General features: G+C 64.4%; 19 protein-coding genes. 10 read left to right on the top strand and 9 right to left on the bottom strand.

Annotated features, from left to right (window positions below):
• Positions 1-113: 113 nt before the first annotated feature.
• From QOU61_RS27965 to QOU61_RS27950, 4 genes are read left to right on the top strand one after another with little or no spacing between them, the layout of a single operon-like run.
• Complete coding sequence (locus QOU61_RS27965) at positions 114-2,000, top strand: ABC transporter permease (protein ID WP_289654437.1); 1,887 nt, start codon at positions 114-116, stop codon at positions 1,998-2,000.
• On the top strand, positions 1,997-2,788 hold the full coding sequence (locus QOU61_RS27960; RefSeq protein ID WP_289654436.1) for an ABC transporter ATP-binding protein: 792 nt from the start codon (positions 1,997-1,999) through the stop codon (positions 2,786-2,788). The genes QOU61_RS27965 and QOU61_RS27960 overlap by 4 nt, the downstream gene beginning before the upstream one ends.
• Positions 2,785-3,489 (top strand): ABC transporter ATP-binding protein, encoded by a 705-nt coding sequence (locus QOU61_RS27955; protein WP_289654435.1) that lies wholly within the window; start codon positions 2,785-2,787, stop codon positions 3,487-3,489. Before QOU61_RS27960 ends, QOU61_RS27955 begins: the two co-directional genes overlap by 4 nt.
• 11 nt (positions 3,490-3,500) lie before the next feature.
• A complete protein-coding gene (locus tag QOU61_RS27950) occupies positions 3,501-3,956 on the top strand; it encodes a MarR family winged helix-turn-helix transcriptional regulator (protein WP_289654434.1) in 456 nt (151 codons plus the stop codon).
• 54 nt (positions 3,957-4,010) lie between these two features.
• Here the strand turns inward: QOU61_RS27950 and QOU61_RS27945 are convergent, their stop codons facing one another.
• The 3 genes from QOU61_RS27945 to QOU61_RS27935 all read right to left on the bottom strand — a co-directional run bounded on the left by QOU61_RS27945 (position 4,011) and on the right by QOU61_RS27935 (position 7,526).
• Positions 4,011-4,598, bottom strand: a complete 588-nt coding sequence (locus tag QOU61_RS27945) for a hypothetical protein (protein ID WP_289654433.1) — start codon at positions 4,596-4,598, stop codon at positions 4,011-4,013.
• Positions 4,599-4,678: 80 nt separating this feature from the next.
• Positions 4,679-6,079 (bottom strand): selenium-binding protein SBP56-related protein, encoded by a 1,401-nt coding sequence (locus tag QOU61_RS27940; RefSeq protein ID WP_289654432.1) that lies wholly within the window; start codon positions 6,077-6,079, stop codon positions 4,679-4,681.
• Between the two features lie 250 nt (positions 6,080-6,329).
• Positions 6,330-7,526 carry an amidohydrolase family protein gene (locus QOU61_RS27935; RefSeq protein ID WP_289654431.1) on the bottom strand — a complete coding sequence of 399 codons (1,197 nt, stop codon included), beginning with the start codon at positions 7,524-7,526 and terminating at the stop codon, positions 6,330-6,332.
• Positions 7,527-7,679: 153 nt separating this feature from the next.
• Here QOU61_RS27935 and QOU61_RS27930 point away from each other — a divergent pair, with 153 nt between their 5' ends.
• A complete protein-coding gene (locus tag QOU61_RS27930; protein ID WP_289654430.1) occupies positions 7,680-8,453 on the top strand; it encodes a ferredoxin--NADP reductase in 774 nt (257 codons plus the stop codon).
• 30 nt (positions 8,454-8,483) lie between these two features.
• On the opposite strand, the gene QOU61_RS27925 is transcribed toward QOU61_RS27930, so the two are convergent.
• Together QOU61_RS27925 and QOU61_RS27920 are read right to left on the bottom strand one after the other, a co-directional pair.
• Positions 8,484-10,100 (bottom strand): DHA2 family efflux MFS transporter permease subunit, encoded by a 1,617-nt coding sequence (locus QOU61_RS27925; RefSeq protein WP_502876830.1) that lies wholly within the window; start codon positions 10,098-10,100, stop codon positions 8,484-8,486.
• 4 nt (positions 10,101-10,104) lie between these two features.
• Positions 10,105-11,316, bottom strand: coding sequence for an HlyD family secretion protein (locus tag QOU61_RS27920; RefSeq protein WP_289654429.1), 1,212 nt, complete (start codon positions 11,314-11,316; stop codon positions 10,105-10,107).
• 309 nt (positions 11,317-11,625) lie between these two features.
• Between QOU61_RS27920 and QOU61_RS27915 the strand changes: the two genes are divergently transcribed.
• The gene (locus tag QOU61_RS27915; RefSeq protein ID WP_354142479.1) at positions 11,626-12,144 is read left to right on the top strand and encodes a TetR/AcrR family transcriptional regulator; all 519 of its coding nucleotides are present in this window, start codon (positions 11,626-11,628) and stop codon (positions 12,142-12,144) included.
• Between the two features lie 30 nt (positions 12,145-12,174).
• On the opposite strand, the gene QOU61_RS27910 is transcribed toward QOU61_RS27915, so the two are convergent.
• The 3 genes from QOU61_RS27910 to QOU61_RS27900 are packed head-to-tail and all read right to left on the bottom strand — an operon-like array spanning position 12,175 to position 14,752.
• Entirely contained in the window at positions 12,175-12,879 is a 705-nt protein-coding gene (locus QOU61_RS27910; RefSeq protein ID WP_289654427.1) for a DUF1045 domain-containing protein, read from the bottom strand.
• A gap of 23 nt (positions 12,880-12,902) precedes the next feature.
• The gene (locus tag QOU61_RS27905) at positions 12,903-14,096 is read right to left on the bottom strand and encodes an alpha-D-ribose 1-methylphosphonate 5-triphosphate diphosphatase (RefSeq protein WP_289654426.1); all 1,194 of its coding nucleotides are present in this window, start codon (positions 14,094-14,096) and stop codon (positions 12,903-12,905) included.
• Entirely contained in the window at positions 14,093-14,752 is a 660-nt protein-coding gene (locus QOU61_RS27900; protein ID WP_289661807.1) for an LbetaH domain-containing protein, read from the bottom strand. Before QOU61_RS27900 ends, QOU61_RS27905 begins: the two co-directional genes overlap by 4 nt.
• Positions 14,753-14,938: 186 nt before the next feature.
• Here QOU61_RS27900 and phnC point away from each other — a divergent pair, with 186 nt between their 5' ends.
• The 4 genes from phnC to phnE (QOU61_RS27880) all read left to right on the top strand — a co-directional run bounded on the left by phnC (position 14,939) and on the right by phnE (QOU61_RS27880) (position 18,542).
• Positions 14,939-15,754 (top strand): phosphonate ABC transporter ATP-binding protein, encoded by an 816-nt coding sequence (phnC, locus tag QOU61_RS27895; RefSeq protein WP_289654425.1) that lies wholly within the window; start codon positions 14,939-14,941, stop codon positions 15,752-15,754.
• A 67-nt stretch (positions 15,755-15,821) separates the two neighbouring features.
• Positions 15,822-16,751, top strand: coding sequence for a phosphonate ABC transporter substrate-binding protein (gene phnD / locus QOU61_RS27890; RefSeq protein ID WP_289654424.1), 930 nt, complete (start codon positions 15,822-15,824; stop codon positions 16,749-16,751).
• A 61-nt stretch (positions 16,752-16,812) separates the two neighbouring features.
• Entirely contained in the window at positions 16,813-17,697 is an 885-nt protein-coding gene (gene phnE / locus QOU61_RS27885; protein ID WP_289654423.1) for a phosphonate ABC transporter, permease protein PhnE, read from the top strand.
• A complete protein-coding gene (gene phnE / locus QOU61_RS27880) occupies positions 17,694-18,542 on the top strand; it encodes a phosphonate ABC transporter, permease protein PhnE (protein ID WP_289654422.1) in 849 nt (282 codons plus the stop codon). The genes phnE (QOU61_RS27885) and phnE (QOU61_RS27880) overlap by 4 nt, the downstream gene beginning before the upstream one ends.
• Here the strand turns inward: phnE (QOU61_RS27880) and phnF are convergent.
• Positions 18,539-19,267 (bottom strand): phosphonate metabolism transcriptional regulator PhnF, encoded by a 729-nt coding sequence (gene phnF / locus QOU61_RS27875; RefSeq protein WP_289654421.1) that lies wholly within the window; start codon positions 19,265-19,267, stop codon positions 18,539-18,541. The two genes, phnE (QOU61_RS27880) and phnF, sit on opposite strands and share 4 nt — an antisense overlap.
• Positions 19,268-19,306: the final 39 nt, after the last annotated feature.

The following is a 19,306-nucleotide window of genomic DNA, read 5'->3' as shown; positions in this document are numbered from 1 at the left end:
ACCCGAATTCAAGCGGGCGCTTGAATTCGACCTCTCCCTGCAAGCGGGGCGAGGTGAAGCAATTTTTGACGCGGCGATTCAAGTCGACGCGGCCATACCAACGCGGACCGCTCATGGCCTTCTATGTCGTTCAGTTCCTGACCGGTCTCGCCAGCGCGGCGTCGCTGTTCCTGGTCGCGTCAGGGCTTTCGATCATCTTCGGCGTGACGCGCATCGTCAATTTCGCGCATGGCGCGTTCTATATGCTCGGCGCCTATGTCGCGTTCACGCTGACCGAGCGTTTCTCCGGCGCATTCGGATTCTGGGGCGGCATTGTCGCGGCGTCGCTCATCGTCGCGGCAATCGGCGTCGTGGTCGAGATGCTGCTGCTGCGACGGATCTATCATGCGCCGGAACTGTTTCAGTTGCTTGCGACGTTCGGCCTGACGCTGATGGTCGAGGATCTCGTGGTGCTGATCTGGGGGCCGAACGATCTTCTCGGCCCGCGCGCACCGGGCCTCAAGGGCGCTGTCGATTTCTTTGGCCAGAACATCCCGAGCTACGACCTGTTCCTGATCGTGCTCGGCCCCGCGGTGCTCGGCATTCTCTGGCTGATGTTCCAGCGCACCCGCTGGGGTGTCCTGGTCCGCGCCGCGACGCAGGACCGCGACATGGTCGCAGCCCTTGGCGTCAATCAGAAATGGCTGTTCACGTCGGTGTTTGCAGTCGGCGTGTTCCTGGCGGCACTTGGCGGCGCGCTGCAGATTCCGCGCGATGCGGTCAACCACACGATGGATCTCAGGGTCATCGTCGACGTGTTCGTCGTCGTCGTGATCGGCGGCCTCGGTAGCATCGCCGGCGCGTTCGTCGCCGCGGTGCTGGTGTCCGAGCTCAACGCGTTCGGCATCCTGATCTTCCCTAAGATTTCCATCATCCTGATTTTCCTGGTCATGGCGGTCGTGCTGATCGTTCGGCCATGGGGACTGTTCGGCAAGGCCGAAGCGCCTGCACGCCGCACGCCCGGCCTCACCGTCAATCCGTGGCGGCCGCTGAACGCAACGGAGCGGCTCGCTACCCTCGCGGTGCTCGTGATCGCGGCGGCGTTGCCGCTCTTTGGCGGCAATTACGCGCTCACGGTCGGCGCCGAAATCGCGATCTTCGTGATCTTCGCCGCAAGCCTGCATTTCCTGATGGCGGTCGGTGGGCTTGCCTCGTTCGGCCACGCCGCCTATTTCGGGCTCGGCGCCTACGGTGTTGCCTTCCTCGCCAAGATGGCGGGCTTGCCGATGATCGTCTCGCTTCTGCTCGGGCCCTTGCTGGGCTGCCTGGGGGCGGCCGTGTTCGGTTTCTTCGCCGTCCAGCTCGCCGGCGTCTATTTCGCGATGCTGACGCTCGCCTTTGCCCAGATCGTCTGGTCGATCGCCTTCCAGTGGGTTGCGGTGACCGGCGGCGATAACGGCATCCTCGGCGTCTGGCCGGAGCGCTGGGCCTCAAGCCCGTCGCATTTCTATTGGCTCGCGCTCGGCGTCGCTGTGCTGACGGTGGCGGCGCTGCGGGTCGCGGTGTTCTCGCCGTTTGGCTATGCCCTGCGCGCCACGCGCGACTCGCCGCTGCGCAGCGAAGCTGTTGGCGTCAACGTCAAGCGCATCCAGTGGACCGCTTTCGTGATCTCGGGCACGGTCGCCGGTGTTGCGGGTGCGCTTTTTGCCTATCTCAAGGGCAGCGTGTTTCCGGACAGCCTCGGCATCTCGATCTCGGTGGATGCGCTGGTCATGGTCCTGCTCGGCGGCGTCGAGACGATTTCAGGCGCAGTGGTCGGCGCCATCGTCTACAAGGCGCTGAGCATCTGGCTGGTGAGCCAGACCGACTGGTCCAAGCTCGTGCTGGGCGCGTTCATCGTGCTGATCGTGGTCGCCTTCCCCAAGGGCATCGTCGGGGTGCTGGAGACGCTGCGCCTGCGCTACCGGCGTTCCTCCTCGAATTCGGCGCGGATCAGCTCAACGGTGGAGACCGCCGAATGAGCATGGCACCGGCATTGCTGAAAGTTGAAGGGCTGTCAAAATCCTATGGCGGCGTTCACGCCGTGCGCGGCGTGTCGTTCGAGCTGAGGGCCGGCGAGATTCTCGCCCTGATCGGCCCGAACGGCGCTGGAAAGAGCACCTGCTTCGACATGCTCAACGGCCAGCGCAAGCCGGACAGCGGCCGCATCACATTGATGGGAGAGGACACCACCGGCAAGCCGCCGCGCGAGGTCTGGCGGCTCGGCGTGGGGCGGACCTTCCAGATCACGGCAACGTTCCCGACCATGACGGTGCGCGAAAACGTGCAGGTGGCGCTGGTGTCGTATCGCCGTCAGCTCTTCAATCTCTGGTCGTCGACGCCGCGCTTCGAGACCGCCGAGGCTGACCGTCTGCTGGAACTGGTCGGCTTGAGCGGTTACGCGGAGCGGCCCTGTGGCGAACTCGCCTATGGCGACCTGAAACGGCTCGAGCTTGCGGTTGCGCTCGCCAACCAGCCGAAGCTGCTCCTGATGGACGAGCCGACCGCCGGCATGGCGCCGCGCGAGCGGATCGAATTGATGAAGCTTTCGGCGCGCATCGCGCGGGAGCAGTCGATCGGCGTCCTCTTCACGGAACATGACATGGATGTCGTGTTCGAGCATGCCGATCGCATCCTCGTGCTCAACCGCGGGCTCCTGATCGCCGAGGGGGCGCCGGAGCAGGTCCGCGCCAACCCGCAGGTGCGCGCCGTCTATCTCGGCGAGGGCCTGGTCTATGACGCGCGTCATCGCGAGGGGCTGTCGGCATGAAGCTCAGCGTCCAGGACCTCAACAGCCATTACGGGCCCGCCCATATCCTGTTCGACATCACGCTCGAGGTCGGCGAGGGCGAGGTCGTCGCGCTGCTGGGACGCAACGGCGCCGGTAAATCGACGACATTCCGCTCGATCGTCGGCCTGGTCGCGCAACGCTCGGGGCGCATCCTGTTCGAGGGCACGGACGTCTCGAAAGAGCCGACGCACGCGATCGTGCGGCGGGGGCTGGGCTATGTGCCGGAGGAGCGGCGGATATTCACCGAACTGACGGTCGAGGAAAACCTCGAGGTCGGCCGCCAGCCGCAGCGGCCGAGCGCGCCGTGCTGGACGCGCGAAAAGCTGTTCGCGCTGTTTCCCAACCTTGGGGAGATGCGTGGCCGTCCGGGTGGCCGGATGAGCGGCGGCGAGCAGCAGATGCTGACCATCGCGCGCACGCTGATGGGAAACCCCTCGCTGGTCCTGCTCGACGAGCCTTCCGAAGGTTTGTCGCCGAAGATCGTCGAGCAGATGGTCGACGCGATCCTGACCATGAAGAAGGAAGGCGTCAGCATTGTCGTGTCCGAGCAGAACCTGCATTTCGCGCGGTTGATCTCCGATCGCGCCTATATCATCGAGCGCGGCCGGATCTGCTTCGGCGGCACCATGGCCGAACTCGATGCGCGTCCGGATATCCGCGACGCGCATTTGTCGTTGTGAGGGGGCAGGTCATGGGCAGGAACGCTTCACTGAAGAAAAGCGTCAAGCCGGCAAGGCCGCTCTATATCCTCGACGACCAGATCGGCTTCATCCTGCGGCAGGTCTGGCAGCGCCACGCCACGATCTTTTCGCGCGACATCGGCAACAACCTGACGCCGACGCAATGGGCGGCGCTCTCCAAGCTGTTCGAGACCGGGCCGTGCTCGCAAAACCAGCTCGGCCGGCTGACCGCGATGGACGTCGCGACCATCAAAGGCGTCATCGACCGCCTCACGGCGCGGGGCCTCACCGAGACGAGCTCCGATCCCGAGGATGGCCGCCGTCTGCTGGTCAGCCTGACGCGGGCAGGCCAGCAACTGGTCGAGAAGGCCGCACCCAATGCGCTCGTTGTTTCCAGGGAAACGCTGGCGCCGCTCGACGCGCGCGAGCGTGAGACGCTTTTCGCGCTGCTCAACAAGCTGCGCTAACGAAGGAGCGCGCCTCGTTCGGCCAGCGCTTCAATCACACGGCCGCGCCGCGCGCTAGTCCGCAACGCCGAACGCCAGTGCGACGATGCCCACCAGGACGAGGCTGACGGCCCACAACGTATCCAGGTTGAACCAACTCCGGGACACGAATTTCAGGCCAATGTAGCGATAGACCAGCCACGCCAGGCATCCGCCGGCGGCGATCATCGCGCCGGCATGGACCACGCAGACCAGCACGGCCATGGTGGGATTGGCATTGATGAGGCTCGCGGCTGCCTGGTGGCCGTTGCCGAGGTCGGCTTCCCGGCAGAGCCCGAGATAGATCGGCACGAGCATCAGGGCGGCGCCGTGCGCGATTGCCACGGCGAAGGACCAGAGCCCCAATTGCGCCGGCCGGATTCGCGCCAGAGCCCTCGGATGGCGCCGGTTGACAAGCCGGTAGATGCCGAAGCCGATGACGAGAAGGCTGGCGCCAATCCGGATCTGGCGCTGCCATTCGGCGAGCGCAACCAGCAGCGCGAATGGAAGGATCACGAGCAGCATCGCCAACAGATGACCGGCCGCGAGTGGCCCAAGCGCGGTCACCAGGGCACGCGAGCTCCTTTGCATCAATCCGGCCGAAACGGCGAGCGGCCACCCCATTCCCGGGTTTATCCCGTGGTAGAGGCCGCTTGCGATCACAGCCAGCCATAGCCAGGCCGGCCAATCGGCCGCAGTCACCGTCAAGCCGATGGGTAGCAGAACGAATCCGTCGAACAGTCGCCGCCGTCGAGACGGATCTGGTGCGCCCGGTACCCGTCCGGGAAGCTGACCCAGTAGTCCTTTGCCAGCGCGAGGCCGCCGTGCGGGCCCGCATTTGCCATCACCTCGACGCCGGGAATGCCTTGCGGATAGAACTGGTCGTCCCATGTCGAGTAGAGCGAATTGGTCCAGTAGACCCGCTTGCCGTCGCGGCTGATCTCGACCATTTGCGGGCCGCCCGCAAATGCCTTGCCGTTCGGGTGCGGCGTACGGTTTGCGATGCCGCCGATGCGGACCGATCCGGCAAGCTTCGGCTTTCGGGGCTCGCTGACGTCGTATTGACGCATCTCGCCGGTGCCCCAGCAGGAGACGTAGAGAAACTTGTCATCCATCGACAGGTCGATGTCGGTCACCAAAGGCGGCACGGCGCCAAAGCCTTGCAGAAGCGGCGGCAACTGCTCTTTCGGTGCGGGCTCGGGTGGGATCGTCGCAGTCTTCTCGATGTGGAACCTGTCGCCCTCGCGCCACCACGTCCAGATCGAGCCTTCGAGGTTTGTCGTATCGACCACAACGCCCACGAAGCCGTGCTCGCGGACGGGATCGTGTGCGGGACGCACTTCCAGCGCCATTTGATGATTGGCGCCGAGATCGATCGTCTGGACATTTCGCCGGGCCCGCAGATCCCAGAAGTGGAGTCGATGGCCGTATTTGTTCGAGAGCAGATCCTCGGGCACGATTCCGTTCTCGAACTGCGGCGGCAACGCCCACTCGCTGCTCACCATGTAGTCGCGCGGCAGGTTCCACCAGAAGTCGTAGTGCTTGGTCTGCGGGCCGCGATCGATCTCCCAGCGTCCGAGCACCTCGAACGTCTCGCAGTCCATGATGAAGATGCCGGGCGGTCCATCGGTGCCATTCTTGCCGCTGCCGCCGAGCGTAGAGACGTAAATGCCTTCCGGCCCGCAATGGATGGTGTGCGGCCGCGAGTACCCGGTCTTTTTGAAGATCTCCTCGGGCTCGATGATCTTGTGAATCTTCGCCTGGGTGGGATCCGGCTTCGTGTCGACGATGTAGATTCGGGACGACCGCATGCCGGGGATGATGAGATAGCGGCGCTCGAGGAAGGCGTGTCCTGCAAGCGGCGACAACGCCGATGAGCAGGCGTTCCACCCGAAATGGTGAAACTCGTCGCCCTTGTTGGGCATCGTCACGGTATGGACGACCTTGCTGTAGGTCGCAGAGCCGGGCTTGACGTCGATAACGGCGAGTGCGTCGGCTTGTGAAGCGTCCGGGCTGAGCAGCACAGTGTAGGCGAAGGTCTCTGCCGGAGCCTCCATCGCAAGCTTCGGCGAGGCGTGAAACGTGGGGTCTGGCCTCATCGTCATCGTGCTGCCTCCTGTTGCCTTGGCAGGTACCAACGTGGCGCGGCGGCATGCAGCAGCAAGAACCCGATTCGTCGAATGCCTCTTGCATGCGCCGCCGACCACCAGGATCGCTTGGCGCCTACAATACACCTCAACGGTGTCCGGTGAAAGGAACGTTCCAGGCCGCCGCGAAGCAAACCATTTTCCCGCGGGCGGCGGGATGGATTACTTCGTCGCTTTTGCCGCTCGCAATAGCGCTGTCCCGTCTGGACTACTTCGTCACGATCTCCGGTACCCTGGTCGCGGGCGGGGTGTTGCGGCTGCGCTGGGTGCGCACGATGCCGTCGATGATGGTCATGCCCACGCCGGGCAGGTCGCCGAGCTGGACGCTTTCCAGGATGTTCTTGCCGGGCGAATGCTGCGCCCGGTCCATGATGACGAAATCGGCCGCGCGGCCCACCTCGATCAGGCCGCAGTCGAGCGTGCGCATCCGGGCCGTGTTGCCGGTGGCAAAGCAGAACGCGATCTCCGCCGGAACTTCGCCGAGCGAGGACAGCATCGAAACCATCCGCAAGATGCCGAGCGGCTGCACGCCGGAGCCGGCTGGCGCGTCGGTGCCGAGGATGATGCGGGAAAGATCGCCCATTTCGCGCGCGGTGCGCAGCGTGAACAGCGCCGAGCGCTCGTTGCCATTGTGAACCAGTTCAAGTCCGCGCTTGCAGCCTTCGCAGATGCAACGGATCTGGTCATCGGGCAGGGCGGTATGGCCGCCATTAATGTGACCGACCACGTCGGTATCGGCTTCCAGCACCACGTCCTTGTCGATCAGGCCGGAACCGGGGATCGATGGGCCGCCGGTATGGATCGTGCTCTGGATGCCGTATTTGCGCGCCCAGCCGACCATCTTGCGCGCGGTCGGGCCGTCCTTGACGCCACCCAGGCCAACCTCGCCGAGCAGCTTGACACCGGCAGCCGCGAGCTCCTTGAAGTCGTCCTCGACCATCTCGCATTCAATCACCGGCGCGCCGGCATGAACCTTCACGCCGCCGGGCCGCAGCGTCCAGAACGCGCGCTGCGCGAAGATCGCCATCGCCTTGAGCCCCACCACGTCGCGCGGGCGTCCGGGCATATGCACTTCGCCCGCCGATATCATCGTGGTGACGCCGCCATGCAGGAACGAGTCGATCCAGCCGATCTGGTTCTGCCGCGGGGTCCAGTCGCCGGCGACGGGATGAACATGGCTGTCGATCAGGCCCGGCGCGACCGTCGTGCCATTGGCGTCGACGATGATGGTGGCGCCTTCGGTGTTCAGGTCCCTGGCGCGGCCGAGACCGGTGATCCTGCCGTTTTCGGCAACAATGGTGTCGGCATCGAGGATGGGCTTCTCCAGGGCGCCCGACAGCAGGAGGCCGATGTTGCGGATCACCAGCTTGCTCGGGCCGGTAGCCTGGGGTGCGTCCTGCGCCATCGATCGGTTTCCTTCTATCCCCCGATAATTCCAGCGATTTTGATCCCGGCTTGACGGCGGGATCAAGCTGGATTATTCATTTGTGTACTAATGATCGTATACGAATGAACCCTCCGGCGCAATCGGCCGGCAAAAAATCGAGGCGATCGGGCGATGAGCAATTTCAACCTAGAGAGCGTTCTGAGCGTCCATCACTGGACCGATACGCTGTTCAGCTTCACCACGACACGCGACCCCTCGTTCCGTTTCCGCAACGGCGAGTTCACCATGATCGGGCTGAAGGTCGGCGAGCGACCGCTGCTGCGCGCCTATAGCGTCGCCAGCGCGAACTACGAGGACAAGCTCGAGTTCTTCTCGATCAAGGTGCCCGATGGTCCGCTTACCTCGCGCCTTCAGCACCTGAAGGAGGGCGACGAGATCATCGTCAGCCGCAAGGCGACGGGAACACTGGTCATCGACAATCTCGAGGACGGCCGCAACCTCTATCTGGTCGGCACCGGCACGGGCCTTGCGCCGTTCCTGAGCGTCATCAAGGACCCGGAAACCTATGAGCGGTTCGAGAAGGTCGTGCTGCTGCATGGCTGCCGCCACGTCGCCGAGCTCGCCTATGGCGAGATGATCACGAAGGATCTGCCGAACGACGAGCTGATCGGCGAGTATATCCGCAACCAGCTGATCTATTATCCGACGGTGACGCGCGATCCCTTCCGCAACCGAGGCCGCATCACCGATCTGATCACATCAGGCAGGCTGTTCGAGGATATCGGGCTGCCGTCGATCGAGCCCGCGCATGACCGCGTCATGATCTGCGGCAGCCCGGCGCTGGTCCAGGACACCCGCGCGCTGCTGACCGGCCGGGGCTTTGTCGAAGGCAACCACGGCGAGCCGGCCCAGTTCGTGGTGGAGAAAGCGTTCGCCGAGCGCTGAGCGCTCGGCGTGATCCGCAAATCTGTCGCTTTAGTGCGCACCGCCGCCGGCCCCGCCGCTTGCCGCTTTCCGCGTCAGCATGAGCGCGATCGCGGCGAGCACCAGCACGATGCCGATGATCGCGAACGTGTCGCTGAAGCCCAGCACCAGGGCCTGACGCTTGACCGCGTTGCCGAGCGCGATGATCGCCTGCTGGCGTGCATTGGTCGGGTCGGGCACGCCATGGGCAATGAAGTAGTCGGTCATCTGTGCGATGCGGGCGCGGACTTCCTCCCGGCCGAGATGAACCGACTGGCCGATGATGTTGGAATGAAATTGCTCGCGCTTGACGACGATGGTTGCGAGCACGGCCGTGCCGATCGCGCCGCCGAGATTGCGCATCATGTTGGAAATGCCTGAGGCCGCTGCGGCGTCCTGCGGTGCGACGCTGCCGAGCGAGATCGAGCTCAGCGGCGCCAGCAGCAGCGCCTGGCCGACCGCGCGGACGATGTTCGGCACCCAGAACTGGTCACCGGCATAGTCGAGCGACATGGTCGTGTTCATGAACGCGCTCAGGGCAAAGAGCAGCGCGCCGGTGACGGCGATGAGGCGGGCATCGAACCGCTGCATCAGCTTGGGCACGAGCGGGATCAACAGAAGCTGCGGCAGCCCGGTCCATGCCAGCACGGCGCCGATCTGCTCGGCGTTGTAGCGCTGCACCTGGCCGAGATAGGCCGGCAGCAGATAGACCGAGCCGAACAGCGCAAAGCCGATGAAGACCGCGGCGACGGTGCCGATACCGAAATTGCGTTGGGTGAGCAGCCGCAATTTGAGCAGTGGCTTCTCGACGGTCAGCTCGATCCCGACGAACAGCGACAGGCTGATCGCGGCGATGATAGCGAGCCGCACGATGAAGGGGGACCCGAACCAGTCGTCCTTGTTGCCCTCTTCGAGCACGGATTGCAGTGCCGACAGGCCGATCGCCATGGTGGCGATGCCCAGCCAGTCGCCCTCGCGCAACAGCTTCAACTGCATCGGCTGGCGGTCGAGGGTGAAATAGAGCAATGTCACCATCACAGCGGTCGGCAGCACGTTGACGAAGAAGATGGTCTGCCAGCCGTAGTTCTCGGTGAGATAGCCGCCGATGGTCGGTCCGATCGCCGGCGCGAACGTCACGGCAAGCGAGAACATGGCAAGGCCGATCGGTTGCTGGGCCTTCGGCAGCTTGGTGAAGACGAGCGTGAAGGCCATCGGGATCAGCACGCCGCCGAAGAAACCCTGCAGGCCGCGCATCGCGATCATCGATGGCAGGTCGCTGGTGAAGGCGCAGGCCACCGAGAAGATCGCAAACAGCGTGGCATGAACGAGGATGACGTTGCGGAACGAGAACACCCGGCTCAGATAGTCCGTGAGCGGAATGACGATGATCTCGCCAATCAGATAGGAGGTCGAGATCCAGGAGCCGTTGTCCACGCCGGTGCCGATGCCGCCTTCGATGTCGAGCAGCGAGGCGTTGGTGATCTGGATGTTCAGGATCGCCATGAAGGCGCCGATCATGGCGGCCGATACAGCGATCCAGGTTATGGCGCTGGCCCGCTCCGGATTGATGGGTGCAAGCGCGACCGCGCGGGGCGTTGATGGCGTGGCGGAGAGGGTGAGGGCTGACATCGCATCACCTGTTCGAATTGGCGTACGCGACCTTCGCGGTTCCGTTCCGTTCGGGGCGCTGGGCTGCGCGTGATCGCGTCTCAATGCTGGGGATCACCGACATGCCCGGCCGCAGGTCGATCTGGGTATCGTCGAGCACGATCTTCACCGGAATGCGCTGCACCACCTTGGTGAAGTTGCCGGTGGCGTTGTCGGGCGGCAGCAGCGCGAATTCCTGTCCGCTCGCAGGCGCCAGCGAATCCACATGGCCGTGCACGATCTTGCCCGGGAACATGTCGACCTTGATGTCGACAGCCTGGCCGCTGCTCACATCGGTGAGCTGGGTCTCCTTGTAGTTCGCGATCACATAGGCGCCACTGGCTGGCACCAGCGACATCAATTGCGTGCCGGCCTGGACGAACTGGCCGGTGCGCAGCGTGCGGTTGCCGACAGTGCCGTCGATCGGCGCGACGATCGTGGTGTAGCTCAGGTTGAGCTCGGCCTGACGCTGCAGGGCGGCCGCTCGCGCCGCGGACGCGGTTGCTTGCGCGATCTCGGCCTTGAGCAACGACACCTGCTTGACGGCGGAAGCGAGGTTTGCGGTATCGCGCAGGATCGCGGCGTGGGCGCCGGCGTTACGCGATTGCGCGAGCTGCGCATTCTGCACGCTGCCGTAGCCGCTGGTGGCGAGGTCGGTGTAGCGCTTGTTTTCCTGCAATGCGAACGTCTCGGTCGCGGTATCGACCTCGATCGTTGCCCTGGCCGCTTCGATCACGGCCTGCTGGACGTCGAGTTGCGCCTGCTTGCTCGCCAGCGCGGCCTGCGCCGCCGCCACATCAGCCTTGGCCTGGTCGAGCGCGACCCTGAAATCGCGGTCGTCGATCCGCGCGAGCACCTGGCCGGCCGTGACGTGTTCGTTGTCGCCGACGAGCACGTCGCTCAGATAGCCGGAAACCTTTGGCGCGATGGTGGTGTTGTCAGCCTTTATATAGGCGTCGTCGGTCGAAACCTGAAAGCGGCCGACGGTCCAGTAGTCCCAGCCGAACCAGGCGGCGCCGGCGATAAGTGCGATGGCGGTGCTTGCCGTCAGGACGCGGCGGAGGCGCCCTTGTTTCACGGTGAGCGCAGGCGCGGGCGCGGCCGGTGCCTCGTTGCTCGTTGAAGCCGTCAGGAGCTCCTGCGCGGCATCGGCAGGGACCTGGCTCTCGACCGGAAAGGTTGTGGAATGACGGCTCATGACGGGTCTCCTCGCATCCATCCCTTTGAAAACATGATGTAATTTTCAAAACCTCATGTTCTCTAATTAGGAAACTTGACGTTTTCCAAAATAGACCTCATATTCGGAGAGTCAATGGAATGACAGGCATCATCTAAAAGCATGGCTCGAATGGCGACCGGCAAGGCCACCCTGACCGAACGCAATGAAGCGGATGAACCGCGGCGCACGCGGGGGAGACCGCCGTTGCGATCCGACGAGGAGACGCGAGCGCTCATCATCGAGGCTGCGCGGCAGGAATTTTTTGCGAGCGGCTTTGCGGCAACCAATATGGAGGCCGTGGCGCGACAGGCCGGCGTGTCCACCAAGACGGTTTATCGCCTGTTTCCGGACAAGGCCGGTTTGTTTGAGGCGATGGTGACAGATCGCATCGACCGGTTTGCATCTGCCTTCAGCCTGCGCAGCTGTGAAGGCAAGGATATCGAGGCCTTGTTGGTGAAGGCGCTGCTGATCTGCGCCGAGCTTGTGCTCAACGAAGAGGTCGTCGCGCTTCAGCGCACGATGCTCGCCGAGAGTGACCGTTTTCCCGAGATCGCGGAGATGTTCTACAGCAAGGCGATGCGGCGTACGATCGCCGTGCTCGCCGAATGGCTGCGGGCGCAAGCGATGCGCGGGCTCATCGAAGTCGATGACGCCGAGATCGCAGCCGGCATGCTGCTCGGCATGCTCGCATACCAGCCGCAGCGCGCGGCGATGTTCGGTCATCAGGCGCTGCCGACAGGCGACGAGCTCGAACGGCATGCACAGGCCTGTGCTGCGCTGTTCCTGCGGGGATGCAGGCGCCGCTGACGGGCACGGTGCCGCGATCGGCCAGTGCGGTCAGGGCCGGCGCTGAAGATCCCAGTCAGCGATGACGTGGAACGGCGCGGTTGCGTCGGTCTGGCGGAACAGCGCGATGCGATCGATCGCGAGCTTGGACAGGCCTGTGGCCGCAAAGCGCTGTCGCAGCATCGCGATCACTGGCTCGCGGCGTTCTGCCGGAAGCCGGCCCGTCAGCGTCATGTGAAAGCGAAACTCCTCCATCACGTAAGGGTAACCCCAGCGGTCGAGATAATCGCGCTGCCGCGGCGTCAACTGCTCCGGGCGCCGTCGCGCGCGATCGCCAGGCGTGAGCGGTGCGCGAAAGCAATCGAAGACGCGGACACAATCGGCGGCCAGCCGTTCGAGCTCGGCCGAAGGCTCGGCCGGCACGACGGCGATAAAGCCGCTGATGGAATCGACGACTGGGCGGACGAGCGGAATCGTCCGCGGCGTTTCGGCAAAAGACGCGCAGGCGGCGCGCAACCCGTCTTCGGCCTTTCCGTCCGCAAGTGGCATCGGCGCCTTCAGCGTGGCATGGAAGCCGTATTTTCTCGGCTCCAGCGTCAGCTCGCGCCAGTCGGGAAAGCGCCGCACCACGTCTTCGGGGAAGGGCAGTTCGGTGCCGCTCCAGGGGTCATGGCCAAGCAGGTTCGCGCCGAAGCGATCGAGCTCGCTGCCGCGGGCGGCGGTGAAATAAATGGCGTAGCGGGGAAAAGCGGTCATTGCCGGCAGCATAGCGTCGCACCTCACGCGGCGGCAATTGCCTCGCGTTGCGCGCTCGAATGGCGGACCAGACGGTCGGGATCAGCCAGGTACACGAGCCGGCCGGCCGCAACCACGGCGACGACGCGCGGGCGCGTCGGCAACCGATCGTCGACCAGGATGATGTCGGCGCGGCATCGCTCGGCGATGCTGCCGCGATCCGCCAGCCCGCAGGCTTGTGCTGGCGCCGCCGAGATCAAATTCCAGGCCCGTGCCAGCGGCAGGATGCCGTCGGCGGCGAGCCGGAATGCCGCCAGAAGCGGCGCCGGGTAGTAATAGTCGGACGCCAGCACCGAGCAGAGGCCCTTCTCGATCATGTCGGAGGCCCTGGTCCAGCCGGTATGGCTGCCGCCGCGCACAACATTGGGCGCGCCGAACACGGTGAAATCTCCTCCGGCCGCGGCTGCCCGGGCGGTTTCCTCGTTGACCGGAAATTCGGCGATGGTCACGCCCTGGGCACGGAATGCCTGCCGCATCGCGGGCGTGTCGTCGTCATGCGACAACATGCGAACCCCGGCGTCTCGCGCCCGGCCGGCCAGCCGTTTGATCGACGCCGGCACGGCGTCCGCGCGCGCGAGGACGCGCTCGACCAGCCGATCGAAGGCATCGTTCGACAGTCCGGTGCGCTCGACCATGCGGCTGCGCTTCGCCGGCTTGTCGAGACTTGCCACCGTCGAGTCCATATGGTCGTTGAATGCGAGCAGATCGATGCGACCTTCCGACAGCCATTGGCCGATCTCGTCCTCGGCGTCGAGATTGTAGGTTTCGTGGCGGAGGTGAAAGCGCGTGTCGGCTGCAAGGCGCGGCCTCAAGCTCTCGATCGCCTCGAGCAGCTCCCGGGCATTGTCGGCGCTGCGCAGGCCCGGTTCCCAGGACCAGGTCGTCGCATGAAATACGGTAGTGATCCCGTTGCCGATGGCCTGACGGTCGCTGTCGACGAGCGCCACGTCGATGGGAAAGTCGACGCCGGGACGCGGCATCATCTGCCGTTCGAATGCGTCGCCATGCAAATCGACGATGCCCGGCAACACCAGCAAGCCACGTGCGTCGAGCTCGAGCGGTGCGCGGGAGCGGTTTGCGCCCACGGCGTGGATCTCCAGGCCCGACAGTTGCAGCGAGGTTTCGAGAATGTCCTGGCCGAGCAGCGTTCGGCCGCCTTCGATGAGGATGTCGTTCACGATATTGCACTTCGTTGTTTGAGGGAACGCGTGGCGCCCGCTTCATACTTGGCGAGGAAGTCCTCGATTGCGAGCTTGCGGAAGTCGGGGAGGGCTGTGCGCAACTTCGCGTGATCCCAGTCCGACCAGGCCAGATCCATCAACCGGTCTGCGACGGCTTCCGGGAAACGGCGCTTGATCGCTCGTGCCGGATTTCCTGCGACGATCGTATATGCGGGAACGTCCCTGGTGACGATGGCGCCGGCCGCGACCACCGCGCCGGTGCCGACGTTGCGTCCGGGCAGCACAATCGCACCATGCCCGACCCAGACATCGTGGCCGATCTGGACCGAATGGCTGCGCCGCCAGTCGAAGAATTCAGCTTCGTCGGGCTCGCCGGGAAAATAGGCGCTGGCGCGATAGGTGAAGTGGGCCTGTGAGGCCCGGTGCATCGGATGATTGCCGGGATTGATGCGCGTCATTGCGGCGATCGAGCAGAATTTTCCGATTGCTGTGTAAGTGATCTGTGCGTCGTTGACGACATAGGAATAGTCGCCCATCTCGACCTCGAGCAGGATGGTGCGGGCGCCAACCTCACAGTAGGCGCCGATCCTTGCGTGCTGCACCTTGGCGCTCGGATCGATCGTGGGCTCGAGGGAAAGTATCTTTCCGGCCAACTGAACCTCCGTGCGCATGACCCGAGTTGTCGCGCGCCCGTCATTGACGGGCTTCGTGACGCCAGCGTGACAGTTGCGTGACGATCGACGGCGATGTGGATCAACATCGCAGCGCAGCCGCGCTGTCACATAACTGTTGAATACGGACGATAGCGGTGGTGGGCGCCCCCGCATCTGGAGCATGGCATGCTGGCAATCGAAGGTTTGACGTGCCGTTTCGGCACAAAAGCCGCTGTAGATAACGCATCATTCTCCATTGCCCCCGGCGGCTTCGTCGGCGTGATCGGCCGATCGGGGGCGGGCAAGTCGACCTTGCTGCGGGCAATCAACCGCCTGACGCCCGCGACCAGCGGTCGCATCCTTCATGACGGGGTTGATGTGACGGCGCTGAGCGGCGCAGCGTTGCGGCAGTGGCGTGCCCGCGCTGCGATGATCTTCCAGCAATTCAATCTGGTCGGCCGGCTCGATGTTCTGACCAATGTCCTGATGGGGCGGCTTTCCGAAATCCCGTCATGGCGCTCGCTCGCCCAGTTCTGGCCGGAAGAAGACGTGGCGATTGCGATGTCGGCGCTGGAGCAATTCGACATGGGGCAGCTTGCGGCGCAGCGAGCCGACCAGCTATCCGGCGGCCAGCAGCAGCGCGTCGCGATCGCCCGCGCCCTGGTGCAGCAGCCCGACATCATCCTTGCCGACGAGCCGATCGCCTCGCTCGATCCGCGCAACACCAAGATCGTGATGGATGCGCTGCTCCGTATCAACAAGCATTTCGGCATCACCGTCATCTGCAACCTGCATTCGCTCGATCTCGCGCGCAGCTATTGCGATCGGCTGATCGGGATGGCGGCGGGCCGCGTTGTATTCGACGGCGTGCCGGCCTCGCTCACCGATCGCGTTGCGCGCGAACTTTATGACCTCGAGGCGAGCGAGGTCTTGGGCACGGCTCCGGCGGAGGAAGCCGCGGTCGCGCCAGTTCCCGCACTCGGCACGGCTGCGGCGGCGTGACCTTCGCCGCGGCGCGCCACGACACTTTCAGTCAATCTGAATCAACCCACACGGAGAGGGACGTATCATGATCAACCGCAGAATCGTTCTGGCGGGCGCGGCCGCGCTTGCCTTCGCAGGCTCGGCATCCGCCGAGGACTGGAAAGCCAAATATCCCGAAATCACCTTCGCCGTGATCCCGGCCGAGAACGGTTCCGGCGTGCTCGAGCGCTACACGCCGTTCGTGAACTATTTGTCGAAGGAACTCGGCATCAAGGTCAACCTGCGTGTCGCCAACGACTACGCAGCCGTGATCGAAGGCCAGCGCGCAGGCAATATCCATATCGGCTATTACGGGCCGGCCTCGTTTTCCCGGGCACGCCTGACCGGGGTGAAGACCGATGCCTTTGTCATCGACGTCAATTCCGACGGCTCGAAGGGCTACTATTCGGTGTTCTATGTGCTCGCCAAGAGCCCCTACCAGAAAGTCGAGGATCTCAAGGGCAAGAACCTCGGCCTGGTCGACCCGAATTCGACCTCCGGCAACAACATGCCGCGATTCAAGCTGAACCAGATGGGCATCGACCCTGACGCCTATTTCTCCAAGGTCATCTTCACGGGCAGCCACGAGAATGCGGTGCTGGCGCTGGCGCAAGGCACGGTCGACGTCGCCGCCAACTGGTGGAATGCCGAGGATGACTCCAACCTGACGCGCATGCTGGCCAAGGGCATGGTGAAGGCGGCCGACGGCACGCCGATGAAGAAGGAGGATTTCCGCATCATCGTGAAGTCCGACCTCATCATCAACTCGCCCTACGCCTATCTCAACAGCTTGCCCGACGACATGAAGGCGGCGATCAAGCAGGCGTTCCTCGACGCGCCGCAGAAGGACGCGGAAGCTTTCAAGAAGCTCTCCGACGGCAAGAACCGGCCGTGGCAGCCGGTGAGCAACGCGGACTACGACAAGACCATCGAACTGATCAAGTTCGTCGACAATCTGCGCAAGAAGGGATCCTGACGATTTGTCGGGAAGGCCGGGTCGAACGGACCCGGCCTTTTCTCCAGCGCGGCATGAAAAAATGACAACGGCCGTATCGATCCTGCCGAGCCAGCAGCTTGCGGCCTTGAACCTGGCCTATCGTAAGGCCGCGGCGCGGCGGCGCCTTCGCTTCACGATCGCGCTGGTATTGTTTTTCGCTGCCCTGGTCGTGGCAGCTGTCGGCGCGGAAGTGAACCTGCGTACGTTTTTCACCCATTTCAGCAACTTCGTCAGCTATTTCGGCCGCATCCTGAGCCTCGATAACGGCGCCTGGGTCTGGACCGATCCTGCCGAGTGGTTCTGGGGCTGGCACAAATGGCTTCGGCTGCTCGGCGAGACCATCCTGATCAGCTATGTCGGCACGCTGATCGGCGCGATACTCGCCTTCGTGCTCAACTTCTTCGCCGCCGAAAATACCTCGCCGGCACCGTGGCTGCGCTTTGCGATGCGCAGGCTGCTTGAGTTCGCCCGCACCGTTCCCGGCATCGTCTTTGCGCTCATCTTCGTCATTGCCTTTGGCCTTGGGCCGATGGCGGGCGTGCTGGCGGTGGCGATCCACTCCACCGGTGCGCTCGGCAAGCTGTTTTCGGAAATCGTCGAGAATGCGGACATGAGACCGGTTGAAGGCGTGCGTTCGACCGGCGCCGGGTGGATTGCCTGCATGCGCTTTGCGGTGCTGCCCCAGGTGATCGCGGGTTACGCGAGTTACACGCTGCTGCGTTTCGAAATCAATGTCCGTGAGGCCTCGGTCATGGGTTTCGTCGGCGCGGGCGGCATCGGCCAGGAACTCGTGGTCGCGATCCGGAAATTCTATTATTCGGACGTCAGCGCCATCCTCGTGACCATCATCGTGACCGTCTTTATCATCGACATCGCCACCGGATGGCTGCGCGGCCGGCTGTTGGGTAAGGAATCGCGGCCGTGAATCCAGTCCAGCCCCCGGATCTCGAACAACTCCGCGCGCGACATCCCGATATTTTCGCGCGGCCGGCAGCCGCGCGGCTGGCGACGCCGCTGGTGGCGGCCTGCGCCTTCGGAATTTTCGTGTTCGGGCTCGTCGACCTCGACTTTTCGCCGGCCAGATTGCTTTCCGGCCTTCGTCAGCTCGGCTGGATCACGCTGATGATGATCCCGCCGGATCCCGGCTCGTCCTTGCCGCTCTATCTGAAGGCGCTGGGCGAGACGCTGTCGATCGCGCTGCTGGGCACCACGCTTGCCGCGCTCATGGCGCTGCCGATCAGCCTGTTCGCGGCGAAGAATGTCGTGCGCTCGAATGTCGTGAGATTTCCGGTACGGCGCTTTCTCGATTCGATCCGCGGCGTCGACACGCTGATCTGGGCGCTGGTGTGGATCAACGTCGTCGGTCTCGGTCCGTTCGCCGGCGTGCTCGCGATCGCGGTTTCGGATTTCGGCGCGTTCGGCAAGCTGTTTTCCGAAGCGATCGAGGCCGCCGACCGCAGGCAGGTTGAGGGGGTCAGGGCATCCGGCGGCAGTGCGCTGCACGAAATCCGCTTTGGACTGATGCCGCAGGTGCTGCCAGTGATCGCGGGACAGGTGCTCTATTTCATCGAATCGAACACGCGCTCGGCGACGATCATTGGCATCGTCGGTGCGGGCGGCATCGGCCTTCAGCTCGCCGAGCAGATCCGGGTGCTGGAATGGCAGAAGGTGTCATTCCTGGTCCTGATGATCCTGATCGCGGTCGCCGCGATCGACTGGATCTCCGGAAAGCTCCGCTTTGCGATCATCGGCCGGCGCGCGGTCGCCTAGCCGCCATCAACCACGAACGCAACACGTTCGGCGGCAAAGCGCGAGCGCTTGGTCACCAGCGGGGTGCCGTCCGCATCGAGGTCGGTGCTGTCGACGACCAGGACGGGCCGGCCGAGCGTAAGGTCGAGTCTCGCCGCGTCGGATGCCTCGGCAATGGCTGCGGTGATCCGGGTCGACCCGCGGCGGTAATCGCGCACGCCATAATGCTCCAGCAGCTTGGTCATCGAGCGGGCGGTGGCAAAGACGTGGCCCGCTCCCGGAAAGCGCTCGGCGGATAGCCAGCTCGTGGAAATGCAGATCGGCACGCGGTCGGCAAAACGCAGTGCCTCGATCCGCGCCAGCGGCGCGCCGGTCTTCAGGCCGAGCAGCCGGGCGACCTCGCGCGTCGCGGGCTCCTCGCCGGCCTCGATCAGTTGCCCGCGCGGCTCGCGCCCGCCGGCACCGACGATCTCCGAAAATCGCGTGCGCGAGCGCAGCGGGTAGGCGAGCCGCTGCGCCTCGACATAGGTGCCGCTGCCGCGTTCGGCGCGCACCAGGCCGCGCTCGGCCAGCATCGCCAGCGCGCGGCGCACCGTGTGACGGTTGACGCGATAGAGCTCGGCAATCTCGGTCTCGCCCGGCAGCTTCGTGCCGGCGGGAAACCGGCCTTCAGCGATGCCGCGCTCGATGCCGTCGGCGACCTGCCGCCACAACGCCACGCCGGTGCTCAGATCCTGCATGCTCATGGGATGAAATGGTCCGAACGGGGAACCGCGAAAATCATG

Origin of the sequence: Bradyrhizobium sp. NP1 (assembly GCF_030378205.1) — a bacterium.
Classification (GTDB): Bacteria; Pseudomonadota; Alphaproteobacteria; order Rhizobiales; family Xanthobacteraceae; genus Bradyrhizobium.
The sequence above is the reverse complement of the archived record's forward strand: the minus strand, read 5'-3'. Positions and strand labels throughout refer to the sequence as shown.